20 protein-coding genes and 2 pseudogenes are annotated in these 22592 nt (G+C 49.4%); 13 read left to right on the top strand and 9 right to left on the bottom strand.

What is annotated here, in order from left to right; translation table 11 throughout:
• Positions 1-412: pseudogene (locus tag FO268_RS20835) on the top strand (Tn3 family transposase); the annotation flags it as partial.
• A 64-nt stretch (positions 413-476) separates the two neighbouring features.
• Here FO268_RS20835 and FO268_RS20830 read toward each other — a convergent pair.
• Positions 477-1193, bottom strand: a complete 717-nt coding sequence (locus tag FO268_RS20830; protein ID WP_150995132.1) for a DNA-binding protein — start codon at positions 1191-1193, stop codon at positions 477-479.
• Between the two features lie 1382 nt (positions 1194-2575).
• Here FO268_RS20830 and umuD point away from each other — a divergent pair.
• From umuD to FO268_RS20815, 3 genes and pseudogenes are all read left to right on the top strand, one after another.
• The gene (gene umuD, locus FO268_RS20825) at positions 2576-3004 is read left to right on the top strand and encodes a translesion error-prone DNA polymerase V autoproteolytic subunit (protein WP_150995131.1); all 429 of its coding nucleotides are present in this window, start codon (positions 2576-2578) and stop codon (positions 3002-3004) included.
• A pseudogene (locus FO268_RS23410) lies at positions 2994-3143 on the top strand (Y-family DNA polymerase); the annotation flags it as partial. The gene umuD and the pseudogene FO268_RS23410, both read left to right, overlap by 11 nt.
• Positions 3144-3165: 22 nt before the next feature.
• Positions 3166-4287, top strand: a complete 1122-nt coding sequence (locus FO268_RS20815) for a DinB/UmuC family translesion DNA polymerase (protein WP_150995129.1) — start codon at positions 3166-3168, stop codon at positions 4285-4287.
• A 106-nt stretch (positions 4288-4393) separates the two neighbouring features.
• On the opposite strand, the gene FO268_RS20810 is transcribed toward FO268_RS20815, so the two are convergent.
• Positions 4394-5878, bottom strand: a complete 1485-nt coding sequence (locus tag FO268_RS20810) for a hybrid sensor histidine kinase/response regulator (protein ID WP_150995128.1) — start codon at positions 5876-5878, stop codon at positions 4394-4396.
• Positions 5879-6140: 262 nt separating this feature from the next.
• Positions 6141-6989, bottom strand: coding sequence for a PAS domain-containing protein (locus FO268_RS20805; RefSeq protein ID WP_150995127.1), 849 nt, complete (start codon positions 6987-6989; stop codon positions 6141-6143).
• 476 nt (positions 6990-7465) lie between these two features.
• Between FO268_RS20805 and FO268_RS20800 the strand changes: the two genes are divergently transcribed.
• The 5 genes from FO268_RS20800 to FO268_RS20780 are packed head-to-tail and all read left to right on the top strand — an operon-like array spanning position 7466 to position 10473.
• Entirely contained in the window at positions 7466-8065 is a 600-nt protein-coding gene (locus FO268_RS20800) for a hypothetical protein (RefSeq protein ID WP_150995126.1), read from the top strand.
• A 25-nt stretch (positions 8066-8090) separates the two neighbouring features.
• Positions 8091-8486, top strand: a complete 396-nt coding sequence (locus tag FO268_RS20795) for a hypothetical protein (protein ID WP_150995125.1) — start codon at positions 8091-8093, stop codon at positions 8484-8486.
• A 22-nt stretch (positions 8487-8508) separates the two neighbouring features.
• Positions 8509-9678, top strand: coding sequence for a DUF1173 family protein (locus FO268_RS20790; RefSeq protein WP_191967014.1), 1170 nt, complete (start codon positions 8509-8511; stop codon positions 9676-9678).
• Positions 9679-9691: 13 nt separating this feature from the next.
• Positions 9692-10192, top strand: a complete 501-nt coding sequence (locus FO268_RS20785; RefSeq protein WP_041336223.1) for a hypothetical protein — start codon at positions 9692-9694, stop codon at positions 10190-10192.
• A gap of 26 nt (positions 10193-10218) precedes the next feature.
• Complete coding sequence (locus tag FO268_RS20780) at positions 10219-10473, top strand: carbon storage regulator (RefSeq protein ID WP_083231805.1); 255 nt, start codon at positions 10219-10221, stop codon at positions 10471-10473.
• Positions 10474-10588: 115 nt separating this feature from the next.
• Here the strand turns inward: FO268_RS20780 and FO268_RS20775 are convergent, their stop codons facing one another.
• Genes FO268_RS20775 through FO268_RS20765 form a run of 3 tightly spaced genes read right to left on the bottom strand, consistent with a single transcriptional unit; the run spans position 10589 to position 12636 of the window.
• Positions 10589-11764, bottom strand: a complete 1176-nt coding sequence (locus tag FO268_RS20775; protein WP_150995123.1) for a tyrosine-type recombinase/integrase — start codon at positions 11762-11764, stop codon at positions 10589-10591.
• Positions 11742-12257, bottom strand: a complete 516-nt coding sequence (locus FO268_RS20770) for a hypothetical protein (protein ID WP_150995122.1) — start codon at positions 12255-12257, stop codon at positions 11742-11744. The genes FO268_RS20775 and FO268_RS20770 overlap by 23 nt, the downstream gene beginning before the upstream one ends.
• Positions 12250-12636 carry a DUF4262 domain-containing protein gene (locus FO268_RS20765; RefSeq protein ID WP_150995121.1) on the bottom strand — a complete coding sequence of 129 codons (387 nt, stop codon included), beginning with the start codon at positions 12634-12636 and terminating at the stop codon, positions 12250-12252. The genes FO268_RS20770 and FO268_RS20765 overlap by 8 nt, the downstream gene beginning before the upstream one ends.
• A 488-nt stretch (positions 12637-13124) precedes the next feature.
• Between FO268_RS20765 and FO268_RS20760 the strand changes: the two genes are divergently transcribed.
• Entirely contained in the window at positions 13125-14222 is a 1098-nt protein-coding gene (locus tag FO268_RS20760; RefSeq protein ID WP_075195097.1) for a DNA-binding protein, read from the top strand.
• Positions 14223-14278: 56 nt separating this feature from the next.
• On the opposite strand, the gene FO268_RS20755 is transcribed toward FO268_RS20760, so the two are convergent.
• On the bottom strand, positions 14279-14860 hold the full coding sequence (locus tag FO268_RS20755) for a hypothetical protein (RefSeq protein WP_225316944.1): 582 nt from the start codon (positions 14858-14860) through the stop codon (positions 14279-14281).
• Between the two features lie 281 nt (positions 14861-15141).
• A complete protein-coding gene (gene mobH, locus FO268_RS20750) occupies positions 15142-17025 on the bottom strand; it encodes a MobH family relaxase (RefSeq protein WP_225316943.1) in 1884 nt (627 codons plus the stop codon).
• Positions 17026-17185: 160 nt separating this feature from the next.
• Between mobH and FO268_RS20745 the strand changes: the two genes are divergently transcribed.
• Positions 17186-17533, top strand: a complete 348-nt coding sequence (locus tag FO268_RS20745) for a hypothetical protein (RefSeq protein ID WP_041335925.1) — start codon at positions 17186-17188, stop codon at positions 17531-17533.
• A 1166-nt stretch (positions 17534-18699) separates the two neighbouring features.
• Here the strand turns inward: FO268_RS20745 and repC are convergent.
• Entirely contained in the window at positions 18700-19809 is a 1110-nt protein-coding gene (repC, locus tag FO268_RS20740) for a replication protein C, IncQ-type (protein ID WP_052479593.1), read from the bottom strand.
• 234 nt (positions 19810-20043) lie between these two features.
• Between repC and FO268_RS20735 the strand changes: the two genes are divergently transcribed.
• On the top strand, positions 20044-21423 hold the full coding sequence (locus tag FO268_RS20735; protein WP_225316942.1) for an AAA family ATPase: 1380 nt from the start codon (positions 20044-20046) through the stop codon (positions 21421-21423).
• Between the two features lie 10 nt (positions 21424-21433).
• Positions 21434-22555 carry a ParB/RepB/Spo0J family partition protein gene (locus FO268_RS20730; RefSeq protein ID WP_052479592.1) on the top strand — a complete coding sequence of 374 codons (1122 nt, stop codon included), beginning with the start codon at positions 21434-21436 and terminating at the stop codon, positions 22553-22555.
• The last annotated feature ends 37 nt before the right edge of the window (positions 22556-22592 follow it).

Genomic DNA, 22592 nt, shown 5'->3' with positions numbered 1-22592 from the left:
GCCGGATACCTTGCACGGTGATACGCAGGCCCAGAGCTATCCCGTTTTCGGGCTGGCGTACCTACTGGGGATCAAGCTGATGCCGCGTATCCGGAATATCAAGGATCTGAACTTCTACCGGCCCGACCGGCGATTCCGCTACGCGCATATCGAAGAACTGTTCAATGGCCATATAGACTGGGCGCGGATTGAACGACACCTCCCGGATATGTTGCGCGTGGCCGTGTCCATCAAGCTCGGTAACATTACGGCATCAACGATCCTGAGGCGGCTGGAAACCTACAGCCGCAAGAACAAGCTGTATTTTGCCTTCCGGGAGCTGGGCAAGGTCGTGCGGACCGGCTTTTTGTTGAATTACATCGACGATGTGGAATTGCGTCAAACCATCCACGCCGCAACCAATAAGAACGAGCTTTCACGTTTGTCTGCCAACCCTCAAATTGAGGAAATTATAGACAACGCTACGAACAATTGAATTAGCGCTTCGCTGCGCCCCCATTTATTCTTTCTAATAACTGGCTAATCTGATTGGCGTGCTGTCCGGCGAGCCCATCCAATTGTGTTCTCAGTACACCTAGTTCCTTGATGAGGGCTTCGTTATCGGATTTCTCTTCCTTCAGTGCCTGAAGTGCAGCCTCCTTCAAGGCCTGCTCATGATGGTACTTTTCCTGAGCGACAGCCAACGACCGCTCGAGTTCTGAAACCTGACGCCGGAGAATATCCATATCCTTACGTGTGGTTTTTAGCTCGGAAGATAATTTAATACGTTCGGCACGAACATAGCCAAGGTCTTCTTCGAGCTCCTGCAGCATAGACTGGGCATCAAGCAACTCGGCTCTAGCTTTTTCCTGCTCCTTTTGGCTGGCCTCGATATCCGAAGCTGTTTGCTGTTGGACATGCCTTTCAGTCTTGTCGTACAAATCAAGCGCTAACTGGCGCACGTAGTCCATCAACGGTGAAGACAAGTCTTTCAGGGACTGTTCAATATCTTTGGGTAGCGCCTGAACTCTGGAGCTTGGCCGCCCTTGGTTGCGTTCAGCTTCGCAATACTCCTCCCACACCCGAAGAAGCCGGTCTGGTGATCCACTCCCTGTCATTTTTCGGAGCCCAAAGCCAGTGATGCGGCGACCTGCTTCTTGTAATTTTTTACCGACCTCGATGATGGCTTCGTTGGATGTCTCGGGAGGTCGCATGGCTCATCCTTCATGGGTTATCTCACTGCCCAAAGAATAGCAAAGAAAAAAAGAAACGAAACAAACAAACTATTACTGAATTCTGAAAACCTACTCCATATGTTCCGTCAGCGCTTTTAAATGAGCTTTGGAGACGGTGCTGTCGCAGTCTGCTAACCGGATACAATAGGCATTCCGATATTTCTGGCCCATAGGAGCGAGCGGGTCATAGCCATTTAACTGGTCAAGCCTGCGAAACGCGCCACACCGTGAACAACGCGGCCTATCGATGCAATGAACGTTGGATTGATTGTTGGACATTATTGGGTTTCCAAGTCTTTCGTTTCTCCGGCACGTACTGTGCAGTCGATAAACCGTGAGCGGTCTCGTGCTCCGAGTGCAACACCTCGGGTTAATGAACACCTGACGGCGCTTCCAGGCTGAGTTAATCGTCGGCAAATCTATAATAGAAACCGTCCGATAGCATGGAAATGACAGGCGCCCTGAAACCGATGGTAGAGAACCCTTCGCGTAGATGAAGACCTACGACGACTCTAATACAATTAAACTGTACGTTGGCGGCTCTGAATTTGAAAGCCGCAGGCCGGCCCGTGTGGCCGACGGCAGCTTGCGCCGGAAAGAACGATCGCTACTACCTTTGATTGGACCGATGTTGTAAACGCATGGCTGATACTTGGATTGTTAACCTTCGGCATTATTTGCAGCAGGATGGGTCCATCGGGATCGAATCAGGTCCTGGTCGACGTCTTGCTGAGTTTTTTGTAGCCATTGTCAAAGAGACCAGTGGCGACATTGACGAAGAGGGAATTTTTCCTAAAGTTCGATGCCGCAGGAAGCCAATGAGAAAACCGTGTGTCGGTGAGATACAGAGCTACATTGATCCGGAAGACGATGCCATTGTGTGGCGCTGCCCCGTGTGTGGAGATAATGGAGCCATAAGCGGTTGGGAGGGAAGTTTTTGGGACCTCTCAACAATAGTTACGAGACATTGAATGTGAAAAATCCTTTCACAAATCCGGTTCATTGAACTGCAAAACGAGAACAGCTCTATAGATGGTTTTTTATACCAGATCAGCCTCTCGTGTTTATCAAATGAGGGAGTCCGCCGCCAACATCTCGTTAATCGCATCTTTAGTCCGCCTGTCTTTTCCTTCCTTTTCCTACCATAACCTTACATAACCTGGGCACGGCTTCGCCGCGCGTTGCTCGGGATGGAAAAGCCCTCTACCAGGTTGCGTCATTCTCCGGAGTCGCGGGCTGGCATAGGGCGATGACCAAGGCGGATCTGGTATAACAATGCATAATCTTAATACGGGGGTCGCCTCTGGCGCTCTGAACAAATATACTGTTCATTCATACAGTACATCAATCGGAACGCCAAGATGTTGATCAAAGAAATTTTCCGGCCCGCAGAACAGTTCCAACGTTCGATTGCACTCTACGCCGATACCGTTAAAGCGGGTTTTCCATCGCCAGCCCAGGACTACATTGAAAAAACGCTGTCCTTGGATGACCTCTGCATTCGCACACCGGCCGCCACCTTTTTTGTCCGCGCTTCTGGCTCATCGATGGAAAAAGCCGGCATTCATGACGGGGATGTGCTGGTCGTTGATCGCAGCCTCCCTCCCGGACACCGGAAGATCGTCATTGCCTCTGTCGGCGGGGAGTTTGTGTGCAAACGACTCGATTTGAGCGTCCCCAGCAAACCTGTCCTCCGAGCGAAGAGCGACGATTACCCGGACATCACGCTTCACGATGAAGATGAACGCGAAATTTTCGGGGTCGTAACCACCGTCGTGCATGCACTCTGAAATGAAACAAATATTCGCCCTGTGCGATGTGAACGCGATGTACGCGGCCTGTGAAACGGTGTTCGATCCCTCACTGGTCGGCCGTCCGGTTGTCGTGGCTTCGAATAATGACGGATGCGCGGTGGCGCGCAATGCCGAAGCAAAGGCCCTGGGTATCAAAAATGTGGCAGCCGATCTTAGAGCTGAAGGAGCATGTCGAGAAGAACGGCCTGGTGGTGTGCTCTTCAAACTATGCGCTCTACGGCGACATGAGTTTTCGCTTTATCCAGACTCTGGCGACCTTTTCGCCCGGGGTCATGCCATACAGCATCGATGAGGCGTTTCTCGATCTGACCGGCATTGAATCGGTCGTGTCCTATGAGGATTTTGGGCATCAAATCAAAAACGTGGTGAAGCAGTGGACCGGTCTGCCGATTTGCGTCGGCGTAGCACCCAGTCCCACACTGGCAAAACTGGCGAATCACGGCGCCAAAAAGTATCCGGCAACCCGAGGCGTGGTGAACTTGACCGATCGCGACCGGCAGCGCCGACTGCTGAAGCTGGTCTCGGCCAGCGAGATCTGGGGGATCGGCTCCAAACTGAGTAAAAGGTTGGCGGATCTTGGGATTGAAACCGGGCTCCAATTAGAGGACGCCGATCCCAAATGGATTCGAAAGCATTTTTCGGTCGTTGTCGAGCGCACCGTTAGAGAGCTGAACGGAGTTCCGTGCCACGACGACCTTCTGGAAGTGGCCCCGGCCAAAAAACAAATCCTCTGCTCGAAATCGTTCGGATCACCGGTGACCGACCTGGACTCCATGCTCGCGGCCGTGTCGCACCATGCAACCCGGGCCACCGAGAAGCTGCGCAAGGAAAATCGTGAATGCGGGTATCTGGCAACTTTCATGTCGACCAGCCGGTACCGGTCGAGCGAGCACTATGCGAACCAGAGGGGCATTGCTTTGCCGTATCCAACCGCGGACACCCGCGAGATATGCAAACAGGCGGTGACTCTGGCTAGGGCGCTCTGGCGCGATGGATTTAAGTACAACAAGGCAGGCATCGTGCTATCCGACTTTCGAGTGCCTGGTGCATGCCAGTCAGACTTTTTCAGTCGAATTGAAGACGACAAGCGAGATCAGGAGCTGATGCGGACCCTGGATAAGATCAACAGCATTGCGGGTAAAAACACGGTCCGTCTTGGGCGTCAGATCCACAAAAATACGAACTGGCAGATGCGCCGGGAAAATTTATCCCCAGCTTACACCACCCGTTGGTCCGATATCCCCGTCGTCAGAACTTAGACTGTCCGATTGCCCATCGACGCTGTGGGACTCATCCGGCATGCACCTCATTGGTAGATAACTTCGATTTCAACTGCAATACGTGAGCAACATCAGTAGAAATGCGTCAGCTAGCTGATCGGCTGTAATCCTGTGGATTGAACTTCTGACGAATAGCTTCCGAAACCAACATCCGCACGTCCTCAATAGACATGCCTTTCGACACGATCCGAGCCCCGGCCTTAACAATAGCTCCGCGCGTTGTCTGTGGGATGTTCGGATCCGCCGTCACCATAATTTTACTTATATCCTGGTTCGGATGAGCCTCATCATTTTTCAGCCACTCAAGTAGCTTGAGCCCGTCAATTTGCGGCATGTGATAATCAACCAGCAGCAGGTCGTAACGTTCTTCTTCTAAGTGCGAGATACCCAGGACCGGATCATTGCAAGTGACCAACTGAACCTGACTGGTATCAAGGATTTTCGGCGCAAACATTCGGTGAATCTGCTGCAGGTATGTCTCATTGTCGTCGATGAGCAATACCCTCAGTTTATTGTCACCCTGATCAACCATCGTGTAATCGAGGTTAGAGTGAAAGTCGTTCGCATCGTACTCGCCCTCAGGACTTTTTGTGTCAACTGTCCCTTGGCGATGGCTAATTGGCAATTTGACGCTCAGTTTCGTGCCAAACCCTTCTTTGGAATCAATAGCGATGGTGCCACCCAGAAATTCAGTAAAAGCTTTCATGACAGGCATCCCGATGCCCCACCCATCTTTGCCCCGCCGAATACCATGGGTAAGGGCGTCTCCGTACCAATGAAGGTCGTTCATCTCTTCTGTGGACATCCCGCTACCAGTGTCCTGTACCGTGACCTCGACATAGTCCTCTTCAAGCGTCATGGACAGACGAACGAAACCATCCTTTGTGTGCTTCAATGCATTCTCGATGGCGTTGCGGACCACCACCTTGATCAGATCATAGTCAGTGTAGAGCTCCGTCGCTCGTAGCTTTTCATCGTCGCAACACTCCCAGATCAACGCCACGTTGGCCTTGCCCGCAAACTGACTGTTCAGCTCTAACACCATCTTGCTGACAGCAAACCATTCTTTATGTGTGGCCAGTGTTCCGTTTTCCAGCGCGGCCAGGACAAGAATCGCCTTAACGTGATGGTCCAGAGTGTCGAGATCGTCCAACGACATTTGCAGAATGCTCTCAGCATCACTCAGGGCTTTCTGACCGACGTAATTGACCGCCAGATCGGCCTGAGAACGCAGGTTTGTGATTGGAGTTCGAAGCTCATGGGCCGCGATAGCCAGCAAATTCTGCTTCATCGCAATAGCCTTCGTCTGACTGCGATATTTCCGTTTCAGGCTGGAAATCCAGATTACGAGAGCCAGGTTCCCGAACAAGGCAATTGTGAGAGCAGTAATCATCAGCTCGTCGACGTAACGATATATTAGAAAATGGCCGGCCACTGCGAGGTATAGTCCCAATAGAAGACCCGCGACGACCCAATTAAAGACCATGGACCAAAAAGATCCCTGAACCGCACGGAAAGAGGTGATGGTGATACCGATGATGAGAAGTGATGTAAATACTGCGAACAACATAGGCCTATCCTTGGCTCAAAATCTCGGGGCTTCCATGGGAAGCGTTTTTATTTCCAGGTTAAATTTTTCACACACATTGCTTGAACGCATCAGCGCCCTGCTGTCCGACAAAGACGCCCGTTCCTTCGGCTGCTGATTAGACGGCTACAAGGTTGGCCACCATCATATCATCCGCGGAAACCCTGGCTTCCATTCAGTGCAAGCTGGGGTTTAGTCCATTCGAGGCAGATATTAATGGTATTCACTATCGCCGTCCTCGTGGTCAGCCCTTCCGTTTCGAGTGATCAATCAGCTCATTGATCTTTGTGTTTTCATTGACCGCCGCAAAATTCTCAAGAAATGACAAAGCGGCCTGTGACTGTGGTTCATCCAGCTTCGAAACGTCTATGTTCATGCAAATGAAGCCAATGAGCCCGAAACGAGGGTCGTAGATAGGGATCGTGCTTGACTTAACGTCTCGACCATCCGCGAGCGTCAGCCCATAGCTGATGAAACTCACGCCACGGCTCTTACCGGCTGCGTACTCACGAATGAGCTCCAAACCAAAATTAGTCGTCGAATCACCCAATCGACGCCCGGAAATGGGGGTCTGGATGGCAATAATTGAGGCCAGCGGATTTCGCGTGTCATGGAGCACAATTTCAACGCCCGTGCCGGCAAATGTCCGACCGATCCCATTCACAATGTCCGTATACAAGCTGAACACCGCATCCTTGTGCTTTCGGATTTCCAATATGTCTTCGTGGTGGTACTTCTCAACCAGTTCGAAAAAGCGAACTTTGTTGTCGTAATCTAGCATCAACAGGGTGTTGTTCGCCTGGACGATGTAGATGAGATCCGCCGCAGCCTTCGGATTTTTCTGACTCAGAAGGTGCATTACCGCCTGGTTCAATTTATCGATGTCCAAGTTCAAAACACCGTTAGTGCTTTTGACAGGGTAGAGGTCCGGAAGCGCGCTCAAAGGCGTCCCGGACAGGGGAGTGAATGGATCATGGGAATGTGAAATTCGGTTCCCCTGGAATTGCTGGGCAATGAGCAGGGCCAACAAAATGACTACTAAAATCGCAGGGATAATTGCCGAAATGACGGTTCGAAGTGCAAACGGCTGCATCGAGATACTTCCTTGTTACATCGACAGAACTTTTTTAAGCACCTGCCTTGGCGCTTACAGTATGTTACAAATTAGACATTATTTTGGATGAAAATTAAACGCAAAAACATGGTCTATGCCACAATTACCCTCAGAGTTTCACGTTTAAAGCCGTCGGGATGTTGCCACGGCCCCCTTTGCGATGCACTATCTCCTTGAATTCCTACATTGCATGGAAGCGCCGTACCCCAGTGGTTCGGGCAAGAGCCAAGGATGAGATCTCCACTGGATGTCATGATCGTGGCAACTTCCTTGCGGCACCAGATTTAAAAGGTCGTTAAGTCGTGACCTTTTGATTGATGGTTTCTCGCACCAGCAGCGGCACAATCGATGTCAGCTTCATGGGCGGTCGCAAACAGGTTTCCTGTCTTCTGGTTTCACGCCGTCTGCCCTGATCCTGGTGTGCAAACACAGTTACGATCTTGTGGAGAAACCTCGTGAAATTAAAGTGCCTTGCTTTGTCACTGGGATTGGCAGTGACCTTAACTGGCTGCTCAACAACTGAACACGTATTAGTTGGCGGGAAATGCGTCACCTGCATCAATAACCCACTGACAGGTGAACCCTTAAACCACGACGGCTCGATCCCGGGCAGCACATACAAGCCCTCGGACCAGTCTTCCACCCAATCAGATTCTTCAGGCACGGATAGCTCGTCTTCCGCCGCAAAAACCTTTACTGAGTTCTCTACCTCTTTTTCCGCACCAGTAAACGTTGATGTGGCGTTTATCCGAATCAAGAAAGAGTACGGGTATCTGTCCGAGCAGGAGATCCGCCAGGATTGGGGGTCAATGGCAAATACGAAAATGCAGACATTTGCCTGGGCCTATGACTCAGAACCGTCCGCTTACTATCACATGCGGGCTCACCGGCAGCATGGCGATGCGCTTTATGTCATTGATCACAACATTACAAAGCAAACTGCCGGTGCCAGCGAGATAACGATTACCGTTTGGGTGAACGATCAGTCTCCAATCACGCCGGCCGACGTGGCGGAAAGCCTCGCCGGGCGCACCAAAACCGCATTGAAGATCTGACAGGCAAAGGAAGGGGCCTCACGCAATGTTTAAACTGCTTTTTGGTTTCATTCTTGGTGTGATGGCCTCGTATTTCACCTTCCCGATGTTTTACTCCACACCGGGCCCCTTACCTAAGTTCAGCCTGGAGAACCTGTTATCAGAAGAACAGACGTTGAGCTCCAACATGATCAACCCCAACCCGCCCGCGCATTTCCAACAGATCAAAGCCGATGCATTGGCTGAAAAGATCAGCGTGGCGCGTTCTCTGGCTCAACTGAATCCGCCGCAGTCTGCAACAACTCCAGAAGTTTTAAATGTTATCTACAGCGCGGCTCGCAAGGATCCTGTCGTAAACAGCCTGTTTCTTGATAGAGCCAGTAATGGGCTAACCAATCAAGAAGCGCTGATCATTCTGTCCGCATACGGAAAGCGAGGCTGATATGGCACAGGTGGCATTCATCTTGAACGACCAGCTGGTGCCGACGGACCATCCCGAGCGACAAGCGCTTCTTGCCTCTGCCTATAGCACACGGGCCAGGCCTCTTTGTGGTTGCAAAGATCCGGGACTTCCGCTCTATGTGTCCAAGGTGGACGATGGCTCTTTCTTGGTGAAGCGGATGCCGTTTACCGGGCCACAACACGATCCGAAATGTGACTGTTACGAGATTCCACCCGAGCTATCGGGCCGCGGCGCACTGGGTCAGAAAGCAATTGAAGAAGATCAGGATGGCGGCATTACCAGGCTTCGGCTGGACTTCAGTTTGAGCAAGCGCGGAACAGCCCCAATCGCCTCGCCAATAAAGGGCCAATCTACCCAGGCGCCAACTACGAAATCCGACCCGGCTAAATTATCAGTACGATCGCTTTTGCACCTTCTCTATGAGGACGCAGGGTTGAACCGCTGGTCTCCCCGAATGGCAGGTAAGAGAAATTGGTTCGTGGTTCGCAAATATCTGCTCGAGGCCGCCGAAGGGAAAATGTCGGGCCGGAAGGCTATCGTCGATTCCCTGCTCATTCCTGAGCCGTTTTCAGTGGACCATAAAGACGACATCCTTCGCCGGCGAGCGCGATTTTTTTCTGATCTCAAGGCCACGGCCAACAACCAGCCCATGGGTTTGATGATAGGTGAGGTGAAAGCGTTCGAACCAGCCCGGTTTGGACATCGGATGATCATCAAACACATGCCGGACGTCCCCATTTACCTTGCCGACGACATTTACCGTCGCATGGGAAAAAACTACGGGACCGAATTGGCGTTCTTTGCTGAGGATGCCCAAATCCACTTGCTTTGCATCACCACATTCACCCGATCCGCTACTGGCAACCTTCAAGCTGACACACTGTCCTTGATGACGGTCGATGCTCAGTGGCTGCCTTTCGAAAACCGTGAAGAGTTGGACCTGGTTGAGAAGTACCGCGCAACGGGCCGCTACTTCACCAAATGCCTTCGCTACAACCTTAAAAGCACCGAAGTCCTTGCGTCGATCCTTCTCACCGACACAGAGACCCCGACGGCGGTCTATCTGTACCCAGAAGTCAGCGACCCGGCCTATCAAGAGAAGCTGGACTGGATTCTCACAAACAGTGAGTTACCCTACGAGCTGATCAATCCAAACGCATCCAGCGCATGAGTGAACCTTCCTGATGACCGTTTTAAATCAACAACAGACCAATGACTTGTTTTGCGACATCGAGAGTCGCTTGCTCGGCGCCAGCTCAGTGATACTGGAGTATCTGAACAACCTCAAACCCGCATGCTCGGAACTGGGCCAGATCGAGTGGCGCTACCGGCTTTCCGGATTCCTGGAAGGACTTAGCCTGACCGGCCACATAGATAGCCTTTATCTTGAAAGCCTTGCCAGCATGCTCTTTGCCCGTGACGTAAAAAGCCGCGAGGTGCGGCCTGGACGGGCCCATGCGTTCAGCATCGACATCATTACTGACCAATCCAAGGTTTACCGCTTTGATGTTCCTTCAACTAATCCACTGGATGCTTACGCGCAGCTCACGAAGAGAACAGCCTATAACGCAATACCTGGTATAGAGGCCATCGAAGTCTATGCCGGATTCAGGAAAGACAGAGTTAAGGAAGCTCAACCTTTACGAGTTTTCGCCAAGAGCGAACTCATTTACAGCAACCCCTGATTCATCTCACAAGGACGTCATTCGCCATGGCACTGACATTAGAAAGGATGCTGTTCGAAAGCATCATTATCAACGACAACATCAAGATCACCGTTACGCGACTGGACAGTTCACGGGTAAAGCTCTCAATTGATGCCCCGCCCGAGGTTGCGATCAATAGGGAAGAAGTTTTCAACAGAATCATCGACCAAAAGCCGCAACCAGAACAGCCGGCCGCCCGGCGCTCCATCGTCAGAAGGCTGTTATCCAGAAAACAGGTCGGCAAGATCTTGCAAGACTGACCGCCTGGCAAAGTGAGTGGCCGGTCATTCTGGCCAAGCTTGAAGCGATCATTAACACCGTGGATCTATGGATGTAGAACTGGGCTCCCTCTGGCCCCCTCTGCATAAATAATGATTAGGAGGTGTCTGATTCGTCTTTCCGACCTTTTGCTAGCTTTGCCTTGGTCAGGGCAGTCGGCGAGCTATGTCTGGCGTCCAGGTATCTCAAGGCTGTTCGTGGATCACGCCATCCGATCCACTCCATTATATCCTTTTGATTTCCATCCTCTTGGTCCATCCAGTTTGCCAAGCCCCGACGCATAGAGTGGCTGGTGTATCGATCGTGAGCGGCCTGGGTATCAACTGTGAACAGCTTCTCTATCAGAGTATTCATCGAATTTGCGTTGATATTTTTTGTCCATACGTTGCCCCAACGGTCTACTTTTGAGAACAACGGCAAAAGCCCATCCGTACTTCGCTCGTCACTGACTCCTTGAAATCGGTCCTCCTTCCATTGCCGGATCGCATAAATCGGGCAGAGATGTTTAGTCGGGTACGCTTCAAAAAGTTTTTTTTGCCCTCTTCCTTCTCTGTCGGTCTTGGACCTTCGAATGGTAACTCGCATCCAAGGTGGGTCTTCATCCCAGAACATTTCCACATCCTTGATGCGCAGATTGACCAATTCGGACGCGCGCAATCCGAACCAGAAAGCCGTCAGTAGAAGAGCTCGGTTTCGAGAGAATTTGAGCATTGATTGCCGGTCATCATGTTCAAGTGCGATCTGTCGGTTTCGACGCAGCTTTTCCTCAGCGTTCTTTAAAATCCTCATGGGTAGGGCATTCGCCTGTTCCTGAGGTTCACCACAAGACACTCTAATGGACCGCATTGTTGCCCGCACGGCATCTGAATTGTTTGGATTATCCCCAAAAGTGCGCTTGTGCCAGCTCCCGAATAGACTGCGTCGCTGTTCAAGCGTGGCGATAGAAAAACCCTTGAGGTTTTTATTTCTCCGCTTGTCCAGCACCGCGCTTTCCGGGCTTTCTTCATCGGAGGGCCTTCTGGCGTACTCATTGAGATAAAAAGACAGATCAGTTGGCGTGCAGGGCAGAGGACCGTTCCAAACCTCAACGTAGTGCCGGACAGCCTGCGCAGTGGCTTTTTTCGTGTTCTTCGATTCAGCCGACTGGATAAGCTCCAGAAGCGCTACTTGCGCTTCAACCGGATACTGAGCAAGAACCTTCGAATCGAAAGCCTCGGCATATGTTGGGCGAGTTTGTGTCGTCAGCTTTTTACTGGTCACTTTCTTTTCCACACTTTTTTCTCACGATCGCTTCTATTCGATGCCTCGGCAGCACCAGGCTCTCAGCTTCTAACTGATATAGATCCCGCAAACCCGACTTAGAAGACAGGTCCATGATGGCAAGTATGTGTGGCCGCAGTTCGGCTTTCATGCTTCCTAGGGAAAGCTCAGCATTCAACGCAGTTACAGCAATCGCCTCACTCTGCAGGATGTGCGTTTTGTCCACATACACTTTTGGATCTGCAATTACCTCAAAGGAGAGATTTAGGAGCTCCCAAGGCAGCGATTCCGCCGGAATTTCTATAGAGACTTTCTCCGGCTCCCAGGGGAACACATGAATAGCGTTGATGTCGCTGTCCACCACGTACACCGTTGCAAGCCCGATGTCACTCCAGCTTTCTTCAACAAAGATAAAACCGTTTTGGCTGTTAAAAGCGATCATCTCCCGGAGACGCTCTCTGGCCTCTTTTTTAGATTGAAAATCCACTAATCGCTCTTCAGTCACGAAGCACTCCCGGCACCAATACTTTCACTGCAAAAATCTTCCAATGCCCATAGTGTGTCCGGGCATCAAACAAACGTGCCTTGACTTGGTCAGCCGACATCGACTCAAAACCTGGCTTAGGAGTCACCACGGCGATCTCATTCCAGGATCTCGCCGGGGTTTCCCGCCGTTCAGCGGCCAGAAACAGGAGCCTCAGTAGTTCGTCACTTTGCTCGCGCGGCATATTTTCGACCAGCAGCTCTGGCAATCCTATATCTGAGCACGCCACCGTGTAGGCGTAGCCTGGTACATGTCGAACATGGACGCCATGATGTTCAATCGCATCCGCCACTGCGTTTTTATGAGCCTCGATTCCATTCTCAAACTTTCCCAGAGCCATCAGTGCATCTCCAACGAGTCATTTACGACCACATTACACCGGAAATCACGGCCGCCAAGATCTGGTTGCTTTTTAACCGAATTCGGAGCATTGTTTTTTTGAATGCATTGGGAATTGCAGCCTGGTGCCTTCAGGCCCAATCACCAAGCTGGCTGGGTCTGATCCTTCCACCACGTCTGGTGTGAAGAAATTGAACCTGCACGAGCAGACCATTGAGATCACTCCTGGTCGAGCCTGACGTCATTTCTTGCATTTCTTTAGCCTTACCCTCCAGAAAGCCTCAAAAAACGCCCTCTCCCATTATTATACACTTATAAGATGGGATAATGCCTATTATCGCGCTTTTATTCTTCCTTGTTTTCTTTTGTGTTTCTTTTGTTTCGTTAGTATATAATTAATAAAATGAAACTCAGAAACTGACCAAGACAGCTCGCCGTCCGCGCTTAGTTGTCTAAGTTATTGTTTTTAATAGATAGGAAGGTGCACGTATGGGTAGGCCAGCCAGTATCAGCGAAGCAGACATCATCAGAGCCGTTGAAGAGCTGCAGGAAAGCCGGAAACCAGTAAACCCATACCAGGTCCGCCAAATTCTTGGTAAGGGCTCCACCGCAAAGATTGCTCACTACCTTCACGGGCTGGACATCGACTCCACCTACGAAGACTCAGAGTTCCAGGCAGCTATTGACCTGAACGCTGAGCGATCGGAGTACCTGGCAAAGCTCGTGCGGCCATTGATTTTTCAGCTGGAGGAAGAACAGCAGTCAGCGATTAATGAAGCGAAAGCCAAGTTCGAAACGCAACGTCAAGAACTCGAAGAGCTGGCCAGAGGCCTTGAAGAAAAGCTATCCGGTAAACAGTCAGAGGTTGAGACGCTGGAGACCAAACTGGCCAACCTAGTGAGCGAGAGAGACAGTCTCAAGGTCGACAATCAGCAACTCAGAATTGCCGCGGCCGCCAACCACGAGAAGCAAATCGCATTGCAGGAAAAAATTCACACTCAGGGCGAAGAAATAACTGAACGTAAAAAACAGTTCGAACAAGCCACTTCCGAGAAAGCGGTACTCGAACACCGTCACGATCAGCAACTATCCCGTTTAAGAGACGAGTTTGACGAACTCAAGGAGGAATTTGCCAGCTACAGGAACAAGGCCGAAGATCAATTTGCTGAGCATAGAACCGAGAAGGCGAGACTTCTGGAGCAAGTGGAAGAGCAGCGTGACATTGCCAACCTGGAAGCAGGTGAGCGTCAGCGCCTTGAACAAGAGTTGTCTCACACCCGGGCGAGCGCAAAGAGCCTTCAGGAGTCTTTCTCCAATCAGATCTCTATTATTGAGGACTTGGAGAGGCGTCTCACAGATTCAGAATCAACAGCCCAACGCGTTGCAGAATCCCTCAGCGAATTAAAATCCTCTTTCGAGGATGTGCAGCGGTCGAAGCAGTCGTTGGAGAACGCGAATCAAAGCCTTGCCGCAGAGGTCGAGTTTTTAAAGGACATTTTGAGGAAATTCCAAAGCATCCGAGATGAAATGGATTTGGAGGGAACCAACACCCAGAGAAATGAGGACAATTCTGACGAATCGAAATAACGCCGTGCACGGCGGCGGGTGAAGCGCGTCCGCCTTACGCAACTTGTATGGATCAACTAGGATTCGATGTCCGCACGCCTGGCGATTTGGTCACGAATTATTGCGCGGAGATAGTGCTGTGGCGCTGAGGTTTGTTTTGGGTCTGCAAAGTCCCGGGCAAAATCTGTTGTTGCTCCAAGTACAGATAGAATTTCCTCCTGGGTGAGGCTGTGCTGAAGACTACCATCCTCTTCGGAAATCAATCGCATAATTTGATAGAGCAGCTTGTTCTGCGTCTCTTTGCTCTCAAGCTCGAGAGTTTTCAGTTCTTCGCCACTGTTCGCTTCGGGCAGGTAAAACGGATAAATGCCACCGAGTTTCCACCAGGTCTTCAGGTGTTTCTCATCGCACGGAATCCTGTAGTTCTGTTTGAGGGCATCTACTATGAAGGCGATTTTCTTGATGGAAGGCGAATATAAAGAAAACCAACCACGGACGGTGCTGTAGCTTAGATCTCCGAAATTTTCCGGATCTTTATCTCGAAGGTATTGATAAAAACCCTGCATCTTTCCTCGCTGCTCTTTGAATCCAATCCGATCCAACAGATGGGATAGACGCGAGCCGGGAGAATCGAAGCTCTGAACTTCGTCCTGTTGCATAGCTACCATTTTTGCGACGCTGATCTCGCCGTCTCCGGCCAAGTGGAGTGAGTTAGATCGACAAACGTTTATTGTCTCTGGTTCCATCACTTGCAAGATACGCCGGAATATAACAAGCGTCCACGGCGGACACCACTTAACGATTGCCGTTCTATGTGATCAGGCAGCAGCAGCAGCTCGTTGGACTCCATGTAAGTCGAAGAAAATTGTCATCTATTTTCTATGAAAATAGCAGTTGGGACGTGGGGTATCAGGTTCTCAGCTTCGCTAAGCGGATGGGTTCAGAGATGAATTTTTATTGCTGGGTTGGCGTTGAAGTTGTTCAACGATGGGAAGCAGTCGCGGTTTAGCAGGTAAACGCGAAGCTCACTCCTTGATCGGACGCCCTCAACACTGACTGATACGATGTTCTTTCCGTTCATGCCTTTTTGGTGAATATCGAGGGCTTCAATTTCTTTCTGAAGCAGTGTGAAAACTCGTTTGTCCCCTGCCCTTCGCTCGTAGATCTGCTTTTTAAGGCGATTTTTATCAAGGAAATCATTGAAGATTGCTGGTGTCACAAGAGCAATGTGATTCTCAAGCACATGGACAGGCGCCTTGGGTTCATTCACGCGAATACGTTTGGTCGCAATGCCGCGAAGTAACCAGGAGATAAAGTCATTTTGACGGAGCACTTCTTCCTGGATCTGTCGGCGAGTTTTCCATTTGTCGGCAGCATCTTTCGATGTAAGCCCTATTTCTGGGACCAACTTGCCCTCATCATTATTGGTAGTACTTTTGGATTTCGGATCAACCGTTTCGTTCCGGGATTTTGTTACCTGCCCTTCCCTACTTCCATCTGGTTTGCAGGTTTTCGTGGGCTTTTTAGGGACGGTGGTTGGTTCAGGGCATGGCAGAGAGACAGCTGACTCCAAGCTTTTATCGGCGGCGACTTGCGATTCTATGGCCTCTTTTACCTGCGGCTGATCTTCAGCCAAAGGATTTCCCTTTCGGTCTATCGGAGTCACGGTGCCATCAAACAAATCCGGTTGTGACGTTGGCCAGATGATCTCATTTTTAAAGCACAGAAAGGTCAACTTTTGACGCCAGTTTTTAGCGGGGTCATCTATCTCTGCATACCAGACGCTATCACCTTCTGGTGTCGCCACGATGCATTCATGATCTTTGAGGATCCCAAAGATAGTCACGACTGATTTTGGTATACCACTGTGGCCCTCGTTGAGCAGCTGGGCCCGGACTGCTTCTATTGTTGCCTTCGAAACAACCCAGGTGCACTCATCGGTGACCCAGAGTGCCGCGCCAGGCTTATTTCGGATCAGGTCCCCATCGGCCACCAGTTTTCTTAACGACACAACCAATTTTTCGTGCAAAGGTACTGCCAATGAGTGGTCCGCTTTCTTGCCTGTATTTGCTCCGAGATTCTTTGACACACTCGCACCATCCGCTGTCCTCACGATTTCAGCTATTACGTGGCCTCCAAAAGTTGAATGCGACACTGTACTGAATAGTTGCGAGACCAGCTCCATATCGGAAAACAGCCATTTCGTCGCTTCCGGTGTCAGTAATCTCGGTAGCAATGACATGCCCGACTTCTCATGGAGTGTCTTTGCCAGGCGGGTATTTTCTATTTTCTTTCGGAATCGAAATTGGTATTCAACACCGGCTGGCAGATTTCCATACCAGGGGAACCACTGCTGAAAAGTTGTGTTTGGAGCTCTGTATACAACTTCCAGATCCGTAACGATTTTGCCTAAATCATGGGCCAAAATCGCGATAAACGCTCCGAATCTCCAACGATCTGCACTTGGACCAATGTTCTCAGGTTCAGCGTTCGGTGGCAGGATATATCCATGAGAGATTCTGACTCCGGCATGCAGAGCTTCCAGTGTATGGTCAATCAATCCACCCTGCTCTGAATGATGATGAATTTCGGACGCAGGAAGGTTCTGAGCTAGTTCTGCGAACTGTTGAATGGCGTAAAGATAATGCCTGTTCCAGACAACATCGGTCGCGGAAACTAATCGTTTGATCTTCGAGATCAATGATTGCCGTGCTGGCGTGTTCAGTAGATCCGCACCAGTTAAAGCAATTGGGTGTATCGGTCCCAGAGTGGGCATTTCCGATTCCTGGGTAGGCTCGCTTTTCTTCAGAAATCTGCCAATCACGTCGAGCTCCTCAATTAAAGCCCAGATGATAGCTCAAAGGAATCGCCAATAGATTACTCAAAAGGTCAGTGCTCGGTGACCGTTTAAACGCTGCGAGATGGAATTTGGTTGGACAAAATGCCACTAACATCCACTTACCTTTCAAAAGGCTAATCTACCGGTGACCGTTCAACAGCAAAAGCTTGTGCCATTTACCATGCGTCTAAAAGAAGAAGATCACACGCTGATGAAATTGCTCGCGGCCATCGATGACACCATCGAATATCAATACGAGCTGCTAGACGCGGCTGTTGCCTGGGCTCACGCAAACAGGATGACCTTGCACCCTGTTGCGGTTCAGAAAGGCGGAGTAAAAAAATCCTTCTATGTTGGAAATTCTGCTTCATTGCTCGCTGATCTTGAGGGGTCTTGGAACTGTAATCCGACTCGCGCAGTTCATACCGCCCTATTCCACTACCTTCGTTATCAATCACAGAAACGAAATTTACTTTCTGCCACCGCTGTGTAAACCCTTTTACTGAAAGCACTGCGTTGTCTTGTTTTTAAAAAAGTAGGTCGACCATCTGAGCGGTGGGACCGTAGACGGAGGTGGGTAGTCCAAATATAGTTGTTCGGCTGTAGGGTCTTACTCTCTTTATGGTTGTGCTTTTTCGTTTTTTAATATTGCGAGAAAAATATTGCTGCTAATAGTGCGCTGGCGTCCGCGCCAGTGCATGTCTTTCCCCTAATGATAAATTGCAACAGGCAATTTCTGATTATTATTTTTAAAGACGGACTAAAAACGGAGTTAAAGCGGTAGGCTCGATGTCCAATAGCGTTTCTAAGCCTGTACTGGTGGGAACTTAGCCTTTGCGAACAGTCCGATTAACCACAGTCATTCGGTCCGGTTAACCAAGCTGAAATAATCCCTCAAACCCTATGCAAATAATCCTATAAACCACATATCAACAATTCATCCACAGGATACTAACAGGTTATTCAGTTGTTTATCCACAGTTGCAACGAAATATAGTGAGCTTATCCGATAAACCCTAGTAAAAATACAGCCCATTTTAATCATTATCCCATAAACCAACTGAAAAGATCCCAAAAACCACACTAATCTGAAAGTGTATTGAGCATAGTTATCTCGACCAGCTCAATTAGTTCTGTGCCCTTCTCTCTCCAAGAACCAGTAATACCATGTTCGCCCAAGTGCCCTGCCCTCCCCTCTTAGCGGGCTGTTTGTGTGAATTCTGCTTGTTTTTACACGAAAATGAAAATTTCTGGCGAATATAGTAATTGGTGTGGTTTAAGGGATTTTTAGGTGTCTTTGGCGGATGTTCAGATGCCAACTAAACATGGCCGTAAACATAAAAAAGCCTATAGAACAGTGTCATACTGACGTTGTTCATAGTATTCGACTTGCTAGGATAATTTCCAGACAGCCGCACCTTCCCTCCCCCTTTTTTTACATCGCAAAATCAGAGTAAGACTTGGTATTTGGCAATTTTTCTGACGCTTCTACGATTGACTAGCCCTGTGAGAGCCGGTTCTGTCAATTTTTTGTTCGAAAAAGCTGTTATTTGAGGATGTGACAGAGGAATCTGAAGAACATTGGTGTGGTTTGGGGGATTTTTCTAGAGCTCAGAAAACTATTTGGTGGGGTTTCAGGGATTAAATTCTGGCTAGACCTTAGAAAGGTATCTTTGATGATTTGCCTTCGTTGTTGTCATTTTCACTGTCTTGCGACTCGCCGTCGCCTGACATCAGAGCGCGACCTTCAGCTTTAGCAGTGATCTGGTTGAATACCTTCTGAGCTGCTGCCTGCTGCTTTGCAAACGAGTTGCTCGCATGCAATGTGAACAACCAATCGTAGATCTTCCCTTTATTTTTCTTAGGCTCCGCCTCGTACTTCTCTATGATGTCGCGCTTAACCAGCTCGTTGAGTGCTTCAATGATGATCTCTTTGTCTTTAGCGAGCCGGTTTGCCGGATCCTTCCATGCGGCAATGAGCGTTGTAAGCAATATGTTGTATGGGCGACCTGGTCCGGCCTGAATCCAGCTGCAGCATAGACGATCGTAAAACAGCCGCGCGCGCTGACTCTGGAATTCAAAGAGTTTGCTGTATTTCGATCTGCGATATTTAGTGTTGGTGATGAGATCCGTAACGAGCGGATGAAAGCAGATGAATGCTTGGGCATCGCCTTTCTTCGGGGCGTCAGCGAAAAATAGAACCGGGAAAAAGTTGGCGTTAGCGAGTGTGCTTCCATCTTCCGATACGAAACTCAGCCCTGCTTTGGAGAGAATTTCGAGCCCTTCCCTGATCTCGACGTAGTTATAGCTCTTCCCTTGCCTCTCCAACTCTTGATGAATTTCGTACAGGGAAAACTGGAGTCCGATCAGATGAAATTTTTTCTTTTTGTTTGGCAGCTGGGTCTCGTAGGTTTCAGCTCTTCTTTCCGTGGCGAGTTTTCGTAGTACATCTTCAATCGCTTGTTCACGAGTTCCGGGAAATGCGAAGACACTTTCTTTCTCACCATTCTTGCCGATGCGTTCAATGTTGGCGGCTGTGATTGTTGCTGTAATTTCGGCGTTACCGTGAATGATCTTTCGCTGGAATTTTGCATCTGCCGCCGACGTAACGCCTGTGAGGATTTTGCTGCGTCTGTCATAGATGTATTTCCCTATAACGTCATACAGCGAGAGTGTATGAGTAAAATCCTTGTCGATAAGGGGGTCGAGGCCAAACAGGTCAAGTGCCAGCTGGACGTCATTTTGAACCTTGTTAGCATTCATTGCCATTTTGCCCTTCCAATCATCCTGTTGGGATAGTCGCAACCCTTGTCTTTGGTATCGGCGCTATCTGTCGTTAGATGTTTCGTATCCAGCTGGCCAAAACTCGTCGCGTTTTCACCAATCGACCAAAAGTATCATCCTTTGAAATGAAAATAGCTTTTTCTGGTGCAATTGGTAACATTACCAGTGATTATCCTAGCAATCGTACCGTTGTCAACTGGCAAATTTGAAGGAATTATAATGTCTATCAACGATGATTCACGCTTTGACAAGTTAAAGGCGGCAATTTCTAAGATGCATAAAGTGGTCAAGCGCGGTTTTAGCGTTATGGACCAGATGCCTGAGCTTGTTAAGGACGCACAAAAAGATAAGTACGATCCCGAGTGGGTTGAAACCTCTGAGGTAGACTCCCGGATTCAGCAGCGTCGATACGGCACTACTCAAGCAGCAGAGATGGTCGGCATCAGTGTGGGTACGTTGTATGCGGCTGAGCAAGACGGCCGACTCCCTCCTCCCGAGTATCGTACCGATACAGCAAAAAAGGTTCGGGCTGGCTACACAGTGAACCATATCAACCACATGCAGAGAGTTCTTGGGACGTCACCATCGAAGCCTGAAAATTTGCCGGCGGCAATATGCGGGGTTCTAAATTTGAAAGGTGGCAGCCACAAAACCACAACTTGTCACCTGTTTTCACAATACCTGGCCATGCGTGGTTATAAATGTCTGGTGCTTGATACTGATCCTCAAGGTTCGCTGTCTTTCTATTTTGGCAAACGCCCGGATTACGACATTAAGTATGAGAACACCTTTGCGCCATTTATTCTTGAGGATGATGCTGCTCTTCGGGAGGTGGGACATCCAAGGGGGGCCTCCAAGAACTTAAGATACGCTATCCAAAAAACATACTGGGACAACATTGATATTATTCCGTCATGTTTGGAGAACCTGGCGATTGACCTGTTGCTTCCCCAGTTGATGGAAGCCAGTCGTAAGCCCAAAATTGAATTCATCGCCAAGCTAAGAGAAGGCTTACGTGAAGTCGGTAAAGATTATGACTTTATCATTATCGATGGTACGCCCTCACTTAACATGACCACGTTGAATGTCGTCAGTGCCTGTGACGTCGTCTTTGTTCCAACCCCGGCCGCCTTGTTGGATTTCGCGTCGACATTACAGTTTTCGAAGCTGATTTCGGATACTGCCCGTTCTTACATTGATATGGGTGTGGCACCTCACCTGCCAGATCTTCGTTACTTCATAACGAAGTTCAGTGGATCATCTTATGCCCAATTCTTTGGCCAGATCATCAGGAAGGTATTCACTGTTGAGCGTGGTGATGTTCTGACTGCTGAAGCACACGCATCAGATGAAATTGGAAAAGCTAATGCATCCACATACTCGATTTACGAAAAAAACCCCTCAGATGCTGACAACCGGAAGAAGCTAAAATCCACGATTGAAATGTACGATCGTCTTTTTGCAGAAATGCACGACGCCCTTACTGAGACAGTTTTTGGCGATGCGATGAGAGGTTCACACCTGGATAAAATCGATGAAATTGTTGCCAAGGCAGGTGAAGCAAGGAAAGAAATTCGTGATGCCGGACACGCGGAATAGGAGGTGAAAAATGGCTAACAAAGATAAATACGGTGCTTCAAAGCTATCGATTCTTGACGACGAATCTGAGACGCCAGATCCAGTCGATGAGAGTTACTTTGAGGGTTCAAGAAGTCCGGCATTGAATTCCTTTAGTAATGAGCCGGTCCGGAAGAAAACCTATACCGATGAACTTGAGGAGCAGGTTGCACATCTTGAAAGTGAGTACGAGTCAGTCAACGAGAAATTGAAGGCCGCTCTTGCTGGTGCGTCAACAACAGGTAGCTCAGTTGTTCTCGATATGCCGGTCAGCAAGGAGAGTGTCAGCTTTGAGCTTCAGGACATTGATCCTTCACTCATCGATGTATCGCCTGAAAATGAGCGGAAGCAGGAATTCCTTGATGAGATTTCTTTGTCGGATATTTTACCGACAATTCGCTCTGGTGGTGGCAACCAGTACCCTGGGATGGTGCGTCCGAAATCAGATGGACGGTTTGAGCTACTTTATGGGTCGCGACGTAGGGCCGCATGTCGTATCGCCGGCGTCAACTTCAAAACATTTGTGGGTGATGTTCCTAACGTAGACGTTAGAGCTTTGAGTTTGCTTGAGAATGACAGCAAGGATGTCTCTTTCTTTGAAAAGGCTCAGGCTTATGAGCGTTTGATTGAACTTGGTGAATACAGGAGCTGGAATGAACTGAGTAAGGCCAAAGGGTTTTCTCAGTCGACTTCTTCACGTTACAAACTGCTTTGCGAACTTGAAGAGATCTTTGTTCGAATTCTGCCGGCGCCAAGTGATATGGCTCAGAGCTACGGCGAGATCATTTCGAAACTTAAGAAGAAAAACCCTGAGAAGCTTTTTGCCAGGGCGGAGGAACTTCTTGAGGATCGCAAAGAATCGCTGAAAGAGGGTCGCGAATTGCTTAACTATGATCAGGTAGTTGCTGCTCTTAAAAGCGCGGTCAGGGCTCCATCAACACCCACTTCGTCAATTCCGCTAAAAGTTTATGCAAGCAAAGATGGAAAAAAGGTTCTCAAGCGAACTGTTTCAGCTGACGGTGTTTGCAAGATTCAAATTGAGGGTCTTTCAGAATCTGATATCGAAGCCGCCGTCGAACTCCTTAATAAGAAATTTAAGATGAATGAATCATGATAATCCCTGGTTGATAGGAGAGGGCGGCATGCTGCTG

The organism is Marinobacter denitrificans, from assembly GCF_008795955.1.
Classification (GTDB): domain Bacteria; phylum Pseudomonadota; class Gammaproteobacteria; order Pseudomonadales; family Oleiphilaceae; genus Marinobacter; species Marinobacter denitrificans.
This window is presented reverse-complemented; position numbering and strand designations above follow the sequence as displayed.